18 protein-coding genes and 1 riboswitch are annotated in these 18,606 nt (G+C 65.5%); of the genes, 5 read left to right on the top strand and 13 right to left on the bottom strand.

Annotated elements, in window-relative coordinates:
- Positions 1-55: 55 nt before the first annotated feature.
- The 7 genes from HF684_RS05250 to HF684_RS05220 form a co-directional block, all read right to left on the bottom strand.
- Entirely contained in the window at positions 56-778 is a 723-nt protein-coding gene (locus tag HF684_RS05250; RefSeq protein ID WP_169251653.1) for an MIP/aquaporin family protein, read from the bottom strand.
- 132 nt (positions 779-910) lie between these two features.
- Entirely contained in the window at positions 911-2,629 is a 1,719-nt protein-coding gene (locus tag HF684_RS05245; RefSeq protein WP_169251652.1) for a glycerol-3-phosphate dehydrogenase/oxidase, read from the bottom strand.
- Between the two features lie 203 nt (positions 2,630-2,832).
- Complete coding sequence (locus HF684_RS05240; RefSeq protein ID WP_169251651.1) at positions 2,833-3,810, bottom strand: Ppx/GppA phosphatase family protein; 978 nt, start codon at positions 3,808-3,810, stop codon at positions 2,833-2,835.
- A gap of 42 nt (positions 3,811-3,852) precedes the next feature.
- Positions 3,853-4,647, bottom strand: coding sequence for an enoyl-CoA hydratase/isomerase family protein (locus HF684_RS05235; protein WP_169251650.1), 795 nt, complete (start codon positions 4,645-4,647; stop codon positions 3,853-3,855).
- Between the two features lie 24 nt (positions 4,648-4,671).
- On the bottom strand, positions 4,672-5,793 hold the full coding sequence (locus tag HF684_RS05230; RefSeq protein WP_169251649.1) for a bifunctional 2-methylcitrate synthase/citrate synthase: 1,122 nt from the start codon (positions 5,791-5,793) through the stop codon (positions 4,672-4,674).
- Entirely contained in the window at positions 5,790-6,695 is a 906-nt protein-coding gene (gene prpB / locus HF684_RS05225; RefSeq protein ID WP_025777995.1) for a methylisocitrate lyase, read from the bottom strand. Before prpB ends, HF684_RS05230 begins: the two co-directional genes overlap by 4 nt.
- Positions 6,695-8,191: an MmgE/PrpD family protein gene (locus HF684_RS05220; protein ID WP_169251648.1), complete on the bottom strand. Its 1,497-nt coding sequence runs from the start codon at positions 8,189-8,191 to the stop codon at positions 6,695-6,697. Before HF684_RS05220 ends, prpB begins: the two co-directional genes overlap by 1 nt.
- A 195-nt stretch (positions 8,192-8,386) precedes the next feature.
- Here HF684_RS05220 and HF684_RS05215 point away from each other — a divergent pair, with 195 nt between their 5' ends.
- Together HF684_RS05215 and HF684_RS05210 are read left to right on the top strand one after the other, a co-directional pair.
- Positions 8,387-8,926 (top strand): DUF4916 domain-containing protein, encoded by a 540-nt coding sequence (locus HF684_RS05215; protein ID WP_169251647.1) that lies wholly within the window; start codon positions 8,387-8,389, stop codon positions 8,924-8,926.
- 158 nt (positions 8,927-9,084) lie between these two features.
- Positions 9,085-10,002 carry a universal stress protein gene (locus HF684_RS05210; protein WP_169251646.1) on the top strand — a complete coding sequence of 306 codons (918 nt, stop codon included), beginning with the start codon at positions 9,085-9,087 and terminating at the stop codon, positions 10,000-10,002.
- A 36-nt stretch (positions 10,003-10,038) separates the two neighbouring features.
- Here HF684_RS05210 and HF684_RS05205 read toward each other — a convergent pair whose 3' ends face one another.
- Entirely contained in the window at positions 10,039-12,000 is a 1,962-nt protein-coding gene (locus HF684_RS05205; RefSeq protein ID WP_169251645.1) for an FN3 domain-containing metallophosphoesterase family protein, read from the bottom strand.
- A gap of 146 nt (positions 12,001-12,146) precedes the next feature.
- Positions 12,147-12,255, top strand: a riboswitch (TPP riboswitch).
- A 22-nt stretch (positions 12,256-12,277) separates the two neighbouring features.
- On the opposite strand from HF684_RS05205, the gene HF684_RS05200 reads away from it, so the two are divergent.
- From HF684_RS05200 to HF684_RS05190, 3 genes are read left to right on the top strand one after another with little or no spacing between them, the layout of a single operon-like run.
- Complete coding sequence (locus HF684_RS05200) at positions 12,278-12,904, top strand: ECF transporter S component (RefSeq protein WP_169251644.1); 627 nt, start codon at positions 12,278-12,280, stop codon at positions 12,902-12,904.
- Positions 12,904-14,436, top strand: a complete 1,533-nt coding sequence (locus HF684_RS05195; RefSeq protein ID WP_169251643.1) for an ATP-binding cassette domain-containing protein — start codon at positions 12,904-12,906, stop codon at positions 14,434-14,436. Before HF684_RS05200 ends, HF684_RS05195 begins: the two co-directional genes overlap by 1 nt.
- A gap of 10 nt (positions 14,437-14,446) precedes the next feature.
- Entirely contained in the window at positions 14,447-15,274 is an 828-nt protein-coding gene (locus HF684_RS05190; protein ID WP_169251642.1) for an energy-coupling factor transporter transmembrane component T, read from the top strand.
- 22 nt (positions 15,275-15,296) lie between these two features.
- Here HF684_RS05190 and HF684_RS05185 read toward each other — a convergent pair whose 3' ends face one another.
- The 5 genes from HF684_RS05185 to HF684_RS05165 form a co-directional block, all read right to left on the bottom strand.
- A complete protein-coding gene (locus HF684_RS05185; protein WP_169251641.1) occupies positions 15,297-15,839 on the bottom strand; it encodes a hypothetical protein in 543 nt (180 codons plus the stop codon).
- Positions 15,840-15,889: 50 nt separating this feature from the next.
- Positions 15,890-16,210 (bottom strand): putative quinol monooxygenase, encoded by a 321-nt coding sequence (locus HF684_RS05180; protein WP_101555848.1) that lies wholly within the window; start codon positions 16,208-16,210, stop codon positions 15,890-15,892.
- 77 nt (positions 16,211-16,287) lie between these two features.
- Positions 16,288-17,031, bottom strand: coding sequence for a class I SAM-dependent methyltransferase (locus tag HF684_RS05175; RefSeq protein WP_169251640.1), 744 nt, complete (start codon positions 17,029-17,031; stop codon positions 16,288-16,290).
- 9 nt (positions 17,032-17,040) lie between these two features.
- The gene (locus tag HF684_RS05170; protein WP_169251639.1) at positions 17,041-17,643 is read right to left on the bottom strand and encodes a class I SAM-dependent methyltransferase; all 603 of its coding nucleotides are present in this window, start codon (positions 17,641-17,643) and stop codon (positions 17,041-17,043) included.
- A 22-nt stretch (positions 17,644-17,665) separates the two neighbouring features.
- Positions 17,666-18,541, bottom strand: coding sequence for a LysR family transcriptional regulator (locus HF684_RS05165; RefSeq protein WP_169251638.1), 876 nt, complete (start codon positions 18,539-18,541; stop codon positions 17,666-17,668).
- Positions 18,542-18,606: the final 65 nt, after the last annotated feature.

The following is an 18,606-nucleotide window of genomic DNA, read 5'->3' as shown; positions in this document are numbered from 1 at the left end:
GACTCCTGTGTCGAAGTGATTGTCTGTGATCGTGGTCGGTTGTCTGCGATCGTACTCAGACGAATGCCTGCGAGGCCAGACCGGCCGCGACGCCGCCGACGAGAGGCCCGGCGATCGGCACCCACGAGTAGGCCCAATCGGAGCCGCCCTTGTTCGGGATCGGCAGCAGTGCGTGGACGATGCGCGGCCCCAGGTCACGGGCCGGGTTGATGGCGTAGCCGGTGGGGCCGCCCAGGGAAGCACCGATGACGACGACGAGGAGGCCGACGGCCAAGGGGCCGAGCTCGTGCGGGGTCTTGCCGAAGAGGAGGATGACGAACACGAGGACGAAGGTTGCGATGACTTCGGTGACGAAGTTCCAGCCGTAGGAGCGGATCTCCGGGCCGGTGGAGAAGGTGCCGAGGATGTTGCCCGCGTCCTTCTCTTCGTCGTAGTGCTTCTTGTACACGGCCCAAGCGAGGACGGCACCGAGCATCGCACCGATCATCTCCGCCGCCAGATAGGCGACGGTGTGACCGAAGGTCACGGCGATGCCGGGAGCGTATTCGTCGGCTCCGCTGGCGAGGATGCCGAAAGTCACGGCCGGGTTGAGGTGCGCTCCGGTCTTGTAGGCGACGAACACACCGGCGAAGACCGCGAGGCCCCAGCCGAAGGAGATCAGCAGCCAGCCGCCGCCGTTGCCTTTGGTCTTGCCGAGGACGACGTTGGCGACGACACCGACGCCGAGCAGCATGAGCATCGCCGTTCCGGCGATCTCGAAGAGGAAGATGGTGCCCATATCTCACAAACTCCTATTGTTTGTCTTTCCGGTGGGTTCTCCGGTCGTTGGTCGCCCCGGAGGGTGCTCCGAGGTCGGTCGATATTCGATTGTCGGTATTCGGTTGTGGTCCCGCACTTCGCTGTGAACGGTTCAGTGGAGGGTCGCACCGACCAGGGCCGCCGCCGAGGCGTCATCGTCGGTGGACTCGGCCGCGACCTGGGCGTCGACGTGGGCTTTGAACGCCTCGACTTCGGCCGCCCGACGGTCGTCGTCCCAGCCGAGGACGGGTGCGACGATGGCCGCGACCGCCTCGGCGGCGTTCTTTCCCCGGTCCCGGGATTCGTAGTTCAGCCGCATTCGCCTCTCGAGGATGTCGCCGAGGTGGACGGCCCCCTCTGCGGCGGCCGCGTAGTGGGCTTCGACGCGCAGGTAGCGCTGCGCGCCGTCCAACGGCTGGCCGAGTTCCGGATCCTCATCGACGAGGTCGAGCAGTTCCTCGATGAGGGTGCCGTAGCGGCGGATGAGACGTTTGACGCGATCTTCGTCCCACCCGTACTTCTCCGCGATCCCGGACTGGCCGCGCCGCAGCGCACCCACCCCCTGGGCACCGAGCAGCGGCACGGATTCGGTCAGCGACCTGCGGTCCTTCGCATCGTCGCCGAGGACGAAGTCGACGGCGTCTTCGGCCATCACTCGGTAGGTGGTGAACTTGCCGCCGGCGATCGCGGCCAGGGCCGGTTCGACTTCCATCACGGTGTGTTCCCGGGAGACCTTCGTCGAGGCCTGTCCTTCTTTGACCACCGGTTGGAGCAACGGGCGCAGTCCGGAGTAGACGCCGATGACATCGTCGCGGGTGAGTTTGTCGGCGAGGATGGCGTTGGCGTGTTCGAGCAGGTAGTCGATGTCCTGCGAGGTCGCGACCGGTGCGTCGACGTCTTCGTTCCACGGGGTGTCGGTGGTGCCGATGACCCAATAGCCTTCCCACGGGATGACGAAGAGGACGGATTTCTCGGTCTTCGAGATGATTCCGGTATTCGGGTCGGCCTTGATCTTGTCTTCGGCTACGGTGATGTGCACGCCCTTGGAGGCGAGCACCTTGAGTCCGGCGTCGGCCTTCGCCAGATCCTGCTGCTCTTCGGTCCAGACGCCTCCGGCGAGGATGGTGCGGCGGGCGTGGATGTCGAATTCTTCACCGGTGATCTCGTCCCGGGCGTGGACGCCGGTGACCTGGTCGCCGTCGTGGAGGTAGCCGATGACGGAGACGTGGTTGGCGGCAGCGGCCCCGTAGCTCACGGCCGAGCGGACCAGAGTCATGACGAAGCGGGCGTCGTCGACCTTCGCGTCATAGTATTCGAGGGCGCCGACGGCGGCGTCGTCGGCCAGTCCCGGGAAGTGGGCGCTCAGCGCCTTCTTTCCCAGGTGACGATGCATCGGCACGGCGCGTTTGCGACCCGGTCGGGTGGCCATCGTGTCGTAGAGGAGCACACCGGAGCCGATGAAAGCCCGATCGATGAGGCGGTGCTCGAAGGGGAAGACGAAAGCGACGGGTTCGACGAGGTGAGGCGCGGTGTGCTGGAGCAGCAGGTCACGTTCCTTCAGCGCCTCGGCGACGAGTTTGAAGTCGAGCATCTCGAGGTAGCGGAGTCCGCCGTGCATGAGCTTCGAGGACCGGGATGAGGTTCCCGAGGCCCAGTCCTTCGCGTCGACGACACCGACCTTGAGTCCGCGGGTGGCTGCGTCGAAGGCCGATCCTGCTCCGGTGACTCCCCCACCGACGACGAAGACGTCGAGCGGGTCCGCCGCACTTGTCGTCTTCAGGGTCTCCAGAGCCTGGTCACGGAAGTTCGGGGACAGCTCACCATTTCGCATCAGCTGGTTCGTGCTTTCTGTCAGACGTTTCGGACTTCGACCGAGGCCGGCACGGGCAGATCAGTGCGGGTGCCGCCTCAGCGACTAATCAAAAACTAGCAGGCGAACCTGAATTCCGATACCGATCGGCAGATGCGAAGGCTGATGGAGTATGTCCGGGAAACGCGAGATCGCAGTCCGGCGACCCCGGGGGCCGCGATGACTCAGTCCAGGGCAGCGACAGGCTCGACGCGCATCGCCGAGGACTGCTCGGCCGAGTCGAGGAGGTCGAGTTTGCGCATGATGATGCCTTCACGCAGTGCCCATGGGGAGATGTTCATGACGCCGATGTCGAAGATCGTGAAGGCCGCCTCGGCGACGATCGCTCCGGCCAGCACCTGACCGGCACGAGCTTCGGACACGCCCGGAAGGGTTGCCCGTTCCTCGGGTGTGCGGGAGGCGAGGGTATCGATGATGCCGTCGAGGTCGCGGCGGAAGAGCTTGCGCGGAGCGTAGATTCCGTCTCCGCTGGGGGCGGCGCCGGCGATGCGGGCCAGGGAGCGGAAGGTCTTCGATGACCCGACGACCTGGTCGGGCACTCCGACCCTGTTGATGTCGCCGGCGATGCGTCCGATCTGCGCCCGGGCATGCTTGCGCAGGCGGTGGATGTCGTCTGCAGTGGGCACCGGGTCAGGGAGGAAATCCGAATAGGTGCGTCCGGCTCCGAGCGGAACCGACACGGCTGCCTGTGGGTATTCGTCCTGGCCTGCCGCGATCTCCAATGAACCGCCGCCGATGTCGAGCAGCAGGATCTTCCCGGCCGACCACCCGAACCAGCGGCGGGCGGCGAGGAAGGTCACGCGGGCTTCGTCACGGCCGGACATGACGTTGAGGGTGACCCCGAGCTGGGCGTTGATCGATTCGATGAGGCCGACCCCGTTCGGGGCTTCCCTGACCGCCGAGGTGGCGAATGCGAGGATCTGCTCCGCCCCTTGGTCTTCGGCGATCTCGACGGCATCGGCGATGAAGGAACGCAGTCGTTCCTGACCTTCTGCATCGATCGAACCGTCGTCGCTCAAGTATTCGGCGAGCCGGAGCACCTCCTTGTGCGAGGTGGCCGGCAGGGGCGGTGCTCCGACGTGGGCGTCGACGACCAGGAGGTGGACGCTGTTGGAGCCGATATCGAGGACTGCTAGGCGCATTCGCTCAGTTTATCCTCTCCTCGGGACTCCTTGCCCACGAACTCAGGAACCGTTCTGCCAAGCAGATTTGGTGAAACCGAATTCCGGCGGTTCCTTGGCGAAGAACGCCTCCTGGCCGCGGGTGATCTCTGCACGGTAGGCATCATCGAGCCACCGAGGCGGCCGTGTGCCCTCGGTCAGATCACCGTCGAGGATCGCCTTGGCTCCGACCTGGCTGAGTCGGGACAGTCCCACGATCCGCTCCCCCAGAGCCTGCGCGGTCTCCGATGGGGTGTCGGAGACCTCGTGGAAGAAGCCGAGTTCGGCCATCGTCTCGAACTTCACGATCGAGGCCGTGATGAGCAGATACCTCGCCCAGGCATCACCGAGGATTCGAGCCAGTCGCTTCGTGGGTCCGGCCGGGTAGACGAGTCCGAGCTTTGCTGCGGTGACGCCGAAGATCGATCCGGGGGCGGCGATGCGGATATCGCAGGCCGCGGCGATCTCCGTTCCCCCGCCCACGCAGTTGCCGGTGATGGCGGCGATCGTCGGTGTCCGCGAGTTCGCCAGGGCCGCCTCGGCGGTGGAGTTGAGTTCCCAGAAATCGTCGAGCGGCACATTGAGGTCGGCGATGTCCGAACCGGCGGAGAAATGTCCGCCGGCCCCTGTGATCACCAGCGCGCCGATCGAATCGTCGGCATCGACGTTCGCGATGATCTGCGGCAGCGCCCGCCACATGGGCCGGGAGATCGCATTGCGTTTCTCGGTCCGATCAATGACGAGGGTTCCGACCCCGCCGGAGACGGTGAAGTCGAAACCCTCGAGATCGACCGGACGGTATGAACCGTCTGGTCTCATATGTGTGTTCTGCCTTTCGAGAGGTCAGCCCCGGTTGTCGGGAACCTCGCGCTGGTCCTCACCGTCGTAGGCGCTCAGGGGACGGATGAGAGCGTTGTTCGCCTGCTGCTCGAAGATATGAGCGGTCCAGCCGGTGATGCGGGCCATCACGAAGATCGGGGTGAACTGGTCGGTGTCGAAGCCCATGAGGTGGTAGGCCGGGCCCGAGGGGTAGTCGAGGTTCGGGTAGATGCCCTTGCGCCCGACGAAGTCCTCTTCGAAGGTGTTGTACAGATCGAGCAGATCGTTCGCACCCTTGACGGCGACCATGTCCTCGAAGGCCCTGCGCATGGTGGGAACGCGCGAATCGCCGTTCTTGTACACGCGGTGGCCGAAGCCCATGATCTTCGCCTTCTTGGCCAGTGCCTCGTCGATCCAGGCCGAAGCCTTGTCGGCGGTGCCGACCTCTTCGAGCATCGCCATGACGGCTTCGTTCGCTCCGCCGTGCAGCGGACCCTTGAGCGCGCCGATGGCACCGGCGACCGCCGAGTACAGGTCCGATGTGGTCGAGGTGATGACGCGACCGGTGAAGGTCGAGGCGTTGAACGAGTGCTCGGCGTAGAGGATCATCGACACGTCGAAGCAGCGCACGACTTCCTCGGCGGGAACTTCGTCGAAGACCATCTTGAAGAAGTTCGCGGCGTAGCCGAGGTCCTTCGTCGGGGCGATCGGGTCGAGGCCGTGACGACGACGGTGGTCGATGGCCACGATCGTCGGCAGCTGGGCGTAGAGACGCTCGGCCTTCGCGAGGTTCGCCTCGGCGCCCTCGGTGTCGGCCTCGGGGTCGACGGCACCCAGGTAGGCCACGGCCGTCTGCACGACGTGCATCGGGTGGCAGTCCTTGGGCAGGCCGAGAATGAGGTCGACGAGCTTGCTGTCGATCTCACGCTGGGAGCGTTCGCGTTCCTGGAATTCTGCCAGCTGCGCCTCGGTGGGCAGTTCGCCGTTCCAGATGAGGTAGGCGACGTCTTCGAAGCTGCGCTTGGCGGCGAGCTCCTGCACGGGGTAGCCGCGGTAGGTCAGCGAGTTGGTCTCCTGGACCACTTTGGACACTGCGGTGGTGTCGACCACGACACCGGCGAGGCCCTTCTTGATTTCTTCGGTCACTGGTGACCCTCCTGTGAGAAGTTGAATACTGCGGCGTCGAACTCGTTGTACGCCGAGTAGTCGATCGTGTCATACAGGTCCGCACGGGTCTGCATGCCCTCGAGCAGGTCCACCTGAGTGCCCTTGTCCCGAATGGTCTGCAGGCCCGATTTGATCGCACCCATGGCGATGCGCAGAGTCGTGACCGGGTAGATCACTAGTTTGACTCCGACATTCGCCAACTGTTCGGTGGTGAACAGTTCGCTCTTTCCGAATTCCGTCATGTTCGCCAGGATCGGCACGTCGACGGCCGAGGCGAATCTCTCGAACTCTCCGAGATCTCGCATCGCCTCGGGGAAGATCATGTCTGCTCCCGCATCGGCGTAGGCCTTCGCCCGGTCGATGGCGGCGTCGAGACCTTCCCCAGCGCGGGAGTCGGTGCGGGCGCAGATGACGAAGTTCTCGTCGCGGCGTCCCTTGACGGCGGCCTTGATGCGCTTGGACATCTCGGCCGCGGTCACGACCTCCTTGCCGTCGAGGTGGCCGCAGCGCTTCGGGTTGACCTGGTCTTCCAGGTGCATGCCCGAGATTCCGGCGTCCTCGAACTCCTGGACGGTGCGGGCCACGTTCATGGCTTCGCCCCATCCGGTGTCGGCGTCGATGAAGGTCGGCAGGTTCGTCACTCGGGCGATATTGCGTCCGTGGTCGGCCACCTCGGTGAGCGTGGTCAGCCCGATGTCGGGCAGGCCCATAGCCGCGGAGAACGCGCCGCCGGAGATGTAGACGCCTTCGAATCCGGTCTGCTCGATCAGCTGAGCATTGATCGGGTTGATGGCGCCGGGGAACTGGACGATCTCGTCGCCTGCGAGCAGCTCGCGGAACGTGGCGCGGCGCTCGGCGGGGGTTGCCTGTGCGCCGAGCATCAGAAGATGCCCTTCGATCCGCTGTGCTCGAGTCCGTCGACGACGAAGCTCAGTTCGGCAACGCCCTTGGCGTCGAGGCTCTCGAGGTTCTCGGCCAGATCGAGGAAGCGAGTCTGCTCCGAGTCGGAGACGATGCCCTCGGCCAGGGTCTTGAACTTCTCGATGTAGTTCGCACGGGCGAAGGGACGGGCACCGAACGGGTGGGCGTCGGCGACGGCGATCTCGTCGGTCAGCGTCGAGCCGTCTTCGAATTCGATCTCCACGCGTCCGCCGAAGGCCTTCTCGTTGGGGTCGATCGAGTGGTAGCGGCGGGTCCACTCGGGATCCTCGGTGGTCTCGATCTTGTGCCACAGTTCGACCGTGTCGGGACGACCGGCGCGCTCGGGGGCATAGGAGTGCTCGTGGTGCCAGCCCTGGTCCTGCATGGCCACGGCGAAGATGTACATGATCGAGTGGTCGAGGGTCTCGCGGCTGGCACGAGGATCCATCTTCTGCGGATCGTTCGCACCGGTGCCGATGACGTTGTGGGTGTGGTGCGAGGTGTGGATGACGATGCGCTTGATCTTCGTCAGGTCCTCGATCTGTCCGCCGAGCTTGCGGGCGAGGTCGATGAGCGCCTGGGCCTGATATTCGGCCGAGTGCTCCTTGGTGTAGGTGTCGAGGATCGCGCGCTTCGCTTCGCCCTTGCCCGGCAGCGGGATGGTGTAGCGGGCTTCGGGGCCGGAGAGGATCCAGGCGATGAAGCCGTCCTCGCCTTCGTAGATCGGGTTCGGGGCGCCCTCGCCGCGCATGGCACGGTCGACGGATTCGACGGCCATCTTGCCGGCGAACGCCGGAGCGTGGGCCTTCCAGGACGAGATCTCGCCCTTGCGCGACTGACGGGTCGCCGTCGTCACGTGCAGTGCCTGCTGGACGGCCTGGAAGGTGACCTCCGTGGGCAGGCGGAGCATTGCGCCGATACCAGCTGCGGCCGAGGGGCCGAGGTGGGCGACATGGTCGATCTTGTGCTCGTGCAGGCACATTCCCTTGACGAGGTCGACCTGGATCTCGTAGCCGGTGGCCACACCGTTGATGAGGTCTTTGCCGCCGATGCCCTTGTGCTGGGCGACTGCGAGCACGGCCGGGATGTTGTCACCGGGGTGCGAGTACTCTGCGGCGAGGAAGGTGTCGTGGAAATCGAGTTCGCGCACGGCCACACCGTTGGCCCAAGCGGCCCATTCCGGTGAGAAGCGGTCGCTCACCGGCAGACCGAAGATGTTGGCACCGGGATTGAACGGGTGGGCCTGGGCCTGTTCGCGAGCATGGGTCGGAGCGGAGCGACGCACGGATGCGGCAGCCACAGAAGCGTTGTCGATGACGCGGTTGATGACCATTTCGGTAACTTCGGAATCGACCGGCGTCGGGTCGGATGCGACCTCGGCGATCTTCCATGCGAGCTGATCTTCGCGAGCCAGGTTCTCTGAGCTCTTGTAGGTGCGGACTTCATGATTGATCATGGATACCCCTTCATAGTCCTTGACCGGAAATGGTCACATAGTGCTGACACAACTGTAGGCCACGTCACTCGACAGGTCCCTGCCGGTCGGAAATTTATCTCGACATCAAGATATTTTACCCGAAGCGTGTCCCAGTTCACCAACGGGGTCTCCATGCTCTTCTGCCGCGAGGGATGGTTGTGGGAATATTGGGTCATGACTCGGACTGCCCTGGACTTCGACGAGAACTGGTTCGACGACGCGGAATATGCGCGCCTGCGCAGACGCATGCCGATCCCCTATGTCAACGCCATCCCGGTGCGGGTGAGCGAGACCGGCAACGTCGAACGCATCGGCCTGCTGCTGCGCAGCCTCGAGGACGGCACCCTCGGGCGGGAGGTCGTGGGCGGGCGGATCCGCTTCCATGAGACGATCCGCACGGCGCTGGTGCGTCACGCCGAGAACGACCTCGGCCCGATGGCGCTGCCGGTCATTCCGCCGGCGATCAGCCCGTTCCACATCGCCGAATACTTCCCCACCGAGGGTTCGGCGCTTCTCCATGATCCGCGCCAGCACGCGATCGCCATGTGCTTCATCATGGAGGTCCGCGGCGAATGCACTCCGCGGGCCGATGCCCTCAGCCTCGATTGGCTGACCCCCGAGGAGACTCTGCGCCCCGATATCGTCGGCGAGCTCTGCTACGGCCAGGACCATATTCTGCGCATCGCGCTGGCCCACCTGGGCTTCCGCGTCTGAGCCACGAGCGCGCCCGGATGAGACGAAGCTTCTCACCTCCGGACTTTTTCTACAGCCCGTAGAACCTACTTGGTAGACTGAAGGCGACGCGGACGATACCGCCTGTCGGGGCCGTCGTCGGCGTCAGGGTTGACCAGGCCCCGATCGAGAGGTGCGAGATGTCTGCTCAATCCAATCCGTCCGAATCCGGCCTGAACCTCGAACTCGGCGTCCTCGTCGGCTTCGACGGCTCCGAACTCGCCGCCCAAGCCGTCCGCTACGGCTCAGTCGAGGCCGAACGACGCAGAACCGTTCTCACCGTCGTCACCGCCTATGAGCTGCCGACGATGATCTACCCGAATATGGCCTCCATCCCCAGCGAGCCCGAGGATGACAAGGCGAAGACGAAAGCAGAGAAGACCCTCGCCGAGGCGGTCGACCTTCTGCGCGACTACTCCGGTGAGACGTCCTTCCGCACGGCGCCCGGCAACTCCGCCGGTGCGCTCGTCACGCTCAGCGCCGATGCCGAGGTCGTCATCGTCGGTGCCCGCGGGCGCGGCGGCTTCATGGGCCGCGTCCTCGGCTCCGTGTCCACGGCTCTGCCTGCCCACGCTCACTGCCCGACGATCGTTGTTCCCGAACGGTCGACTTCAGCATCTGCGGACACAGACCCGGTGGTCGTCGCCGTCGACGGGTCCGAGACCAGTCGGGTCGCCATGTTCACGGCAGCCGCCGAGGCGACCCTACGCGGAGCGGAGCTCGAACTCGTCGTGGTGCTGCCGGCCGGTGAGGAGTGGCTCTATTGGTACCCCGATCTCGAACTCAGCTCCGAGGTCACCGCGCGTCGGCAGAAGCAGCTGGCCGAAGGTCTGGAGAAGGAGGCCGCGACGCTGTCCGAGCAGTTCCCGGATCTGACGGTGACCACCTCGGTGCCGGTCGGCGATCCGACCGAGACCCTCGTCGAGATCAGCTCCCGCGCTCAGCTGACCGTGTTGGGCACCCGCGGGCGCGGGCGGATCCGCAGCGCTCTGCTGGGATCGGTCTCGCGCGGAGTCCTCAACCATGCAGAAGGACCGATCATGGTGGTTCCGAGCTGATCGGCAGCGCCGTGCTGATCAGCCAGGAAGTGCTGATCAGCCGAGCCCGGCACCTCGACGGCGACGGCTCACCAAGAGAAGTGTCGCGCCGAGTGCCAGCGCTCCCGCGCCGACGGCCAAGGGTAGTGCGAGCCCACCGCCGGTGCGGGGCAGGTCTCCATCCCCACTCGCCGAGGCGGTCCCGGAGGAATCCGAATCATCGCCCGTTCCTACGGCGTTCGCCTCGGCTGCATCTGCCTCGGAGCCGGAGTCGGCAGTGCCGGCATCTGCCGTGCCGGCATCGAATCCGTTGCCGTCGTCGGTACCGTCAGACCCGACATCACCCGAGGCAGCACCGTCGGAGCTGGCGCTGTCGGAGGCGGTGCCGCCCGTACCAGCGTCGGCATCTGCACTCGGGCCATCGGCACCTGCGTCCACGTCGTCGCTGGTTCCGGCATCCTCGGAACCTGCGTCTGCGTCGTCGCTCGTTCCTGCACTGTCGGCGTCATCGTTTGCACCTGCGTCATCAGCACCTGCCGCGGAGTCGGAGCCGGCATCGGAACCGGCGCCGGCCTCCGCATCGTCATCCGGGGCTGGTTCTTCCGCCTCGGCGCGCCTGAGTTCGACATCGTCGATCTGCTCGGATGCGGCCTGAGCTTCCGCGCGCTCACCATCGGCGGGTGCCCCGCCTGCCGGCACCTCATAGGTCGTCGCTCGCAGCGCTTCGTCGCTGACTCGAACCCGGGTGAAAGCGGGCACGTCGTTGTGGACGCTCTTGCCTTCCCAGTCGAGGCCGGGAACGTAGTCATAGAACTTCGACCCTGACGAGGAGGTCAGCGTGAGGTAGAGCGTCTGCCCGTCTTCCTTCTCTTCCTCGGCTCCCGCTTCCGACCCTTCCACTCGCTTGCCTTCGCCGTCCATGAGGAAGGTGCGGTTGAAGATGTGGTCATGGCCGGAGACGACGAGGTCGATGTCATTGCGGGCCGCGACCGGAGGGATCGCCTTCCGCAGCCGTTTGACGTCGATGTCGTCCCAATGGGTTGCCGTCGAATAGATCGAGTGGTGGAACCCGAGAACAGTCCAGCGTGCCTGGTCTCCGTGCTCGGCGACGACCTCGTCGATGAACTCGGCGTGGGCATCCACGTCCGGGCTGTTCGAGTTGATGTTGAGGAACAGGACTCCATCTTCGATGAACCAGTAGTCGCCGCCGGAGGTGATGACGCCGCCACCGCCGTGGTCCTGGCTCACATTGGGTCGGTTGAAGTGCTGCTCGTAGGCTTTCGAAGACACATCGTGGTTGCCGATCGTCGTCGCCTGCGGGATCGTGCGGGTCGCTTCCGGTGCCAGGTATTGAGCATACTGCTCCTGGTTGCCGGCGGAGTTGACCTGGTCTCCCAGCGAGTAGAAGAAGCTCGGGTCGTCGGCGGTGGCCACTGCCGAGGACAGGGTCCGGTCCCAACCGGCCGCGTCGTCGGGATCTCCGCCTCCGGCGCCGACCTGGGGGTCGCCGAAGACGAGGAATTCGTCATCTCCTCCGGACGATCCCGTGGTGAACCGCTGCACCTCGGTGAACCCGTCCTCGTCGCTGCCGACCTGGTAGGCGTAGTCGGTGTCGGGTTCCAGGTCGGTCATGCTCGCGTGGTTGTAGTGGCGTTTGAGGTCGGTGGCGAGACCGGAGTCCGTGGTCTCAGCCGCTGCCGCGTCGGCGGGAAGTTCACCTCCCTCGAGTTCACTCACCGGTGCCCACCGGACCTCTCCCCCGCCGGAGCTCTCACTCATCCACGAGAGGTTGCGCGTCGTCGAGTCGGCCCCGACCTGCAGCACCGCGTCGGTGATCGCCTCACTCCCCGCATCCGCCTCGGCGGGCGTGTCCGTCGGGTCCTGGCTCGCGGTCGCACTCGGTCCGCCCGAGCCGAGAGATGGTTCGGCGCGCACGGGCACCGGGGCCGCCACCAGAGCGGCGAGCAGGGTGGCGGCGGACAGGGCACTGAGTGGTCGCTTGAGTCGTTGAGTGTTCACCCGCCCATTCCTACCGATCAGTAGTGTCTGGTCGTTCGAGGCCCGTCGACGAGACAGGGAACGGGAGGTGAATCGTCGATGACGGATCCCGGCCTCCGCGTCGCTTCCGCTCCCGGTCGCTGCTTCGCTCACCTGTTGTACAGTGGTGGCTACGACAGGGGAGCGCCGTCAGGGGCGCTGAGAGTGCAGAAGAAGCTGCAGACCCTCGAACCTGATGCGGTCAGTACCGCCGAAGGAAGTCGAGACTCTTCACCCCTCCTTGATATGAGGAGGCACAATGCCGGAAACCACCGCGCCGACCACCACCCCCGCCCGCGCGCGGGCCTTCACCGCGGCGCCGAAATCCAAGCAGTGGCGGGTCGTCGACTATGTCACCACCGCCGTGCTCGGCATCGCGGTGGGACTCGTCTTCTGGGTTCTCGCGCTGAGCTGGAAGGTCCTCGAACTCGCCTTCCAGGCATTCCCGCCGTCGATCGGCCTCATCGCCGGTCTCTGGGTGCTGGCCGGTCCGCTGGCCGGTGCCATCATCCGCAAACCCGGTGCCGCGCTCCTGTGCGAACTCATCGCCGCCATCGTCGAAGCCGTGCTCGGCTCCCACTTCGGGGCGACCGTTCTGCTCTCGGGTCTGCTGCAGGGCCTCGGTGCCGAACTCGTCTTCGCCGCTTTCGGCTACAAACGCTTCACCCTGTGGGTCACCGCCGCTTCGGGCGTGCTGGCCGCGGCGTTCATGGCCGTGAGCGAGAACATCATGTACAACGCCGAATGGCAGTTCGGCTTCCAGGCGATCTACGCGGTCTGTGCGATCATCTCCGGCCTCGTCATCTCCGGGATCGGCGCGTGGTACGCCTACCGGGCGATCGCGGCCACCGGGGCTCTGAGCTCCTTCGCCTCCGGCCGTCGCTGATGGCGCTGCCGATCACGGCCGCGGGCTTCTCATGGACGCACACCGACCGTGAGGCACCGGCGGTCGGTCCGCTCGACCTGGAGATCGCGGCCGGAGAGAAGGTGCTGCTGCTCGGCGCCTCCGGAGCCGGGAAATCGACGTTCCTCCACGCCGTCGCCGGTGTCCTGCCCGAGGAATCGGGTGAGGCCACCGGTGAACTCCTCGTCGGCGGTGAGAAACCGGATCCTCGCCGAGGATGCACCGGGCTGGTCCTCCAAGATCCCGATTCGCAGGTGATCTTCTCCCGCATCGGTGATGATGTGGCGTTCGGGATGGAGAACCTCGGACTCCCGGCCGCGGTCATCGAGGCTCAGGTTCCCAGATCTCTGCAGGCCTTGGGACTCGATCTGGCCCCGGAGCATCCGAGTGCCGCTCTGTCCGGCGGGCAGAAGCAGCGGCTGGCTCTGGCCGGGATCCATGCGATGGCCCCGGAGGTCATCGTCCTCGACGAACCGACCGCCAATATCGATCCCGCCTCGGCGACCGAGGTCCGCGATGCCGTGCTCACCGTGCAGGCCGAGACACAGGCGACCATGCTCGTCGTCGAACACCGGGTCGAGCTGTGGATCGAGCACGTCGACCGTGTCGTCGTACTCGGCCGTGACGGGATCGTCGCCCAAGGTCCGCCCGAGCGGATCTTCTCCGATCCGGACCTGACCGAAACGCTCATCGGCTGCGGCATCTGGATTCCGCAGGACTCCCCCACCCCGCGCCGAGGCGGGGCCGCAGGAAGCGGTGGGACGTCGGGCCGCCTCGGCGAGGTTCTGCTGCGCACAGATCGGCTCAGTGTTGCTCGACCGCGCATGGCCACCCCCGCCGCGACCGGCTTGGACCTGAGACTGAGCGCCGGTCAGGCGCTCGGAATCGTCGGCGCCAACGGGGCAGGCAAATCAACCACGGCCCTGACCTTGGCCGGCCTGCTGCCCGAATTCTCCGGGCAGGTCTTCGCCGAGGCGGCCCTGCGGGAAGGAGCCAAACGACCCCGACCGTTCGCGTGGCCGTCGAAGCAGTTGGCGGCGCGCATCGGCATGGTCTTCCAGGAACCAGCCCACCAGTTCCTCACTTCGAGCGTGGCGGCCGAACTCGAACTGGGTCCCCGGCTGGCAGGGTGGTCTGCCGCCGAGTCGCAGGCACGGGTGGATGAGCTTCTTGAGGGGCTCGGGCTCGTCGGGTTGGCGCAGGCTCATCCGCAGAGTCTCTCCGGTGGGGAGAAGCGACGCCTGTCGGTGGCGGCGATGCTGGCTCCCCGGCCCCGGGTGCTCATCGTCGATGAGCCGACCTTCGGTCAGGATGCGCTGACGTGGGCGGGGTTGGTGGAGATGTTCCTCGATGCTTTGGAACACGGCTCCGCGGTGGTCGCGGTCAGCCACGATCTGGCGCTCCTCGAGGCCATCGGCGCCGATCTCCTCGAGCTCGGCGACCGCAGCAGCGCTGCACGAGTCGGCGACAATGAGTCGGATTCGCATGTCAAGGCGGGTGATAGCGGTGAGTGACAGTCTCGATATGCATTCTCGCCCCGCCCCCGAGGCCGCCGTAGAAGATCCGGGGCAGCTCATCCCCGTGGTGCGTTCCACCGCTTTGGCTCGGTGCAATCCGCTGACGAAGATCGCAGTCGCGCTCATTCTCATGGTCGGGGCGCTGCTGAGCATCGATCCGGTCTCTGCGGGGGTGGTGCTGCTGGCAGCAGTGCTGGCGCTGCCGGCGACGGGACTCGATCTGGTGGCGGCGGCCAAGCGGCTGTGGTTCCTGCCCGCCGGCGCTCTGCTCGCCGCTTGGGGCACGGCTCTGTTGGCGGAGAAGACCGGGGATGTGGTCGTCGACTTCGGCCCCGTCCTGTTCACCACAGGGTCCCTGGCCGCGGCTGCGGCGATCTTCGTCCGCGCCCTCGCCTTGGCGATCCCGCTCATCGTGCTCGCATCGACGATCGATCCGCGTGACCTCGCCGATGCGCTCATTCAGCACCTGCGGCTGCCAGAGGTCGTCGTGGTCTCGGTTCTCGCGGCCTCTCGTCTGCTCGGACTGTTGGTCAGTGAGTGGCAGGTGCTGGCGATGGCGAGGAGGGCCAGGGGTGTCGCGGGTGGTTCGCTTCTGCGGCGCACGGGCAGCCTCTTCAGCGGGGTGTTCGTCCTGCTCGTGGTCTCGATCCGCCGGGCGACGACCCTGGCGATGGCGATGGAGGGTCGGGCATTCGGTCGTCCCGGACGCACGTGGCGCAGGCGGTCGAGGTTCGCGGTCCGAGATGTCGTGGCGGTGCTTCTCAGCCTGGCTGTCTGCGCGGTCGCGATCGGTGCGGCTCACATGCTCGGAGTCTGGAACCCGATCGTCGGGTGAGGCGACGTAAATATGGCACGACTCAGAGCTGTTTGAGGAGGTCCTTGCCGAAGGCCCGCCATTCCTCCAAGGCTTCGGGGCTGGGCAGTTTGGACGCGGTGAGGACGAAGAGCGTCTTGTCATCGCTCTTCGTCTCGGCTGCGGCTTCGACCTTGATGCCGCCGTCGAGGTTGGCTCGCCAGAAGGAGCGCTTCGTCGTCTCCGAGGTGCGGGGATCGCCGTCGAGGGCCACCTCGTTGAGGGTGTCGCCGACGAGGGAGGCGAACTTGGCGATGAGTTCGGAACGATCGCCCGGGATGGTGCGGGAGACGGCGACGTCGAAGGTGCCGTCGGCGCGCTGGCCGGGGACGCGACGGCCGATCTCCTGCTCATAGGCGACGACGGCGCCTTGGACCCACCAGCCGTGGTTGTCGACTCTGCCGTCGAACTGGGGATAGAGAGCGTCGGCGAGTTCTTTGTGACTCGCCGACGCTCCCCCGGCCGCCTCGAGGCGTCCACGGGTGTCTGCCCATGGTTCGCCGAGGGCCTTTTCGATCGATCCGATGTTCTGCGCTTTGGTCGCCATGGCAGAAGTCTATGTGCTCGTTCGACCCGGGATGAAGGCCTGGAAGGGGTTCAGTCGATCTTGAGTTCACCCATCTCGTCCCAGCCCTCACCGTCGATCTTGCGGGAAATGATCTTCGGGGTCGAGACCAGATGAGGGCGCATGGCTTCGAGACCGGCGGCGAAGTGATCGCTGGTGACGTGTGGTTCTGCGCCCTCGTCGGTGAACGCCTCGACGAGGACGAACTCGTTCGGGTTCTCCAGGCTCTTCGACCATTCGAAGAAGAGGTTGCCGGGTTCGGCGCGGGTCGCCTCGGTGAAGGCCCGAACGGCCTCGGGGAACGTCTCGACGCTTTCGGGTTTCACGTCATATTTCACGACGATGAAGATCATGGTTATTCTCCTTCAGCTGATCAGCAGTACGGGTCGATCCCAGCTTAATTCTGCCGCAATTGCGAATCGACCGCTGTTCAGTCGAATACTTTGCTCGCTTCCACAATGATCAAGCGTTCTTCTGCCGATCCGGTGAAAGGAGTCCGGTGCCAATCGCTCCACAGATTGTCGACCCGCAATCCGACTGAGTGAAGATCACGTTGCAGTGTTTCGGCAGACCGGAAACGCAGTCGCAAAGCAGTTTCAATGGTTCGACCGGCGCCGATGAACTCATGACTAGTTGTCATCGTCACTGTTCCATCTGCGTCGGGACCCGAGACTGATTCGGACTCTCGCAACGTACCCGCCGAAGTCTCGCGAACTTCAGTCGGGCCGCCCCACGCCTTCCACGATTCGTTGCGTGGGTTTCGGGTCTCGAATACGAGACGCCCGTCTGGCTTCAACCCTTGAGCGATATCGAGCAGAGTTGTCTCCCATGCCTCGTCGATGATGTGCATGGCGACGTTTCCGCTCATGAGAATCAGATCATTAGCGTCGCGGTCAATGAGTTCGGAGGTGCCCATTCGCCATTCGACCCGGTCGCCGCCGGGCCGATTTGCCGCGTGAGAAAGCATCGCAGCCGCAGGATCGATACCGACGATTCTGCGTCCCTTCTTGGCGAGGGTGACAGTCAGAATTCCGGTTCCACAGCCGAGGTCGGTGATAAATGAAGCCGAGAGATCGTCAGCCATCGCACGAAAGTAGTCGTGGTCAGGTCCGTCGCCGTTGTCCTCGTCATAGATTCCGACGAGAAGCTCGTCGTCGTAGCCGGCATCCTCCATCCGACCGGCTCACAGCCTTTCGGCGATGAGGACGAGGAAGTCGCTGTCAGCTTCGAAGGGACGGAGTTCCCAGGTGGAGAACTTCTGGTCGACGAACAACCCCGTGGCTTTGACGTCCTCGATGAAGTCGTCGAAATCGTACCCGCGTCCGGCACCGAAGCCGGACACGAATCGACCACCGTGCTTGAGGGTCGATTTGATGTTGCCGAGGGTCTGCCGACGCGAGGCGGGATCGAGGAAGGACAGGACGTTTCCGGCGCAGAAGGCCACGTCGATCTCGGTGATTCCGGCACCGGCGAAATCGAAGTCGGCGAGGTCGCCGGTGTGCCATTCCCCGCTGGGGAAGTCCTCCTCGGCGACGGAGATGAGGAATTCGTCGAGGTCGACGCCGAAGACGGTGTGTCCTTCGTCGATGAGCTGTCCCCCGGCCCGTCCGGTTCCGCAGCCGGCGTCGAGGATGCGCGATCCCCGCGGAGCCATGGCGTTGACGAACCTGGCCTCACCGCCGATGTCGTGCCCGGCGGCCGCGAGATCGCGCCACCGCTGCGCGTAATTCGCCGAATGGTCGGGGTTGGCCCTGCGTACCTTGTTCCACTGATGGTCGAAGCTCATGCCCTCATCCTAGGCCGGAATCTCAGGCGAAGACTTCGGTGACCACCTCGGCGACCGCCCGGACGGGATCGCCGGGGTCCGGGGAAGTCAGCACGATGATCTCGCGTCCGCCCGCCTCGGCGACCGGGTGGAGGTCGACGTCGGGCCCGCCCAACGACATCATGATCGGCGTCGCCAGGGTCAGACCGAGCCCCGTTCCGGCGAGTGCCAACGCGACCGCGGTGTCCGTGACGATGTGGGTCTCCCTCGCATTGATTCCCAGCGCCGAGGTGGCCAACCGCATCGCGCGGCCGAAGAGCTCCTCGGCCGGTGGGAGGATCCAGTCGGCCTCGGCCAGATCGTCATCGCTCGGCCGGGACGTCCCCGCGGGGACGACGATGCCGAAGTCCTCCACGGCCACCGCCTCCCAGCGCAGCCCGCGCATCGGCGGCAGCGGCGCGGCCGGGTAGTTGATCCCGATGCCTAAGTCGATGACTCCGTCGATGACGGCGGCCGACATGGTCTCGACATTGATCTCCCGCGCCCGGACTTCGATATGCGGATGACGCTCGGCCAGCGCCCGCACCACCTTCGGCAGCGCCGTCGTCGATGCCGACCCGAAGACGCCGAGGGTGACGATGGCCTCGCTGCGGAAGTCCCGGCCGAGCATCGCCATCTCCGCCTGCTGCTGAGCGGCGAGGATGCTCCGGGCCCTGGGCAGCAGGGTGCGCCCGGCTTCGGCGAGGACGAGCCCGCGGCCGCGACGTCGGAACAGGTCGGAATCGACGACTCGGCGCAGCGCTGAGATGTGCTGGGACACGGCCCCGACGCTGTAGCCGAGGTGGTCGGCCGCCCGCGTCATCGACCCGAGTTCGGCCACTGCGACGAATGTGCGCAGCTGTCCGAGCGTCCATGTCATGGCAGCACTCCCTTGTCTTTAGGTTTCTTGAACACTGTGTTCACAAACTCTCCCTTGCCCTTAAG

The organism is Brevibacterium sp. 'Marine' (genome assembly GCF_012844365.1).
Classification (GTDB): Bacteria; Actinomycetota; Actinomycetes; order Actinomycetales; family Brevibacteriaceae; genus Brevibacterium.
This window is presented reverse-complemented; position numbering and strand designations above follow the sequence as displayed.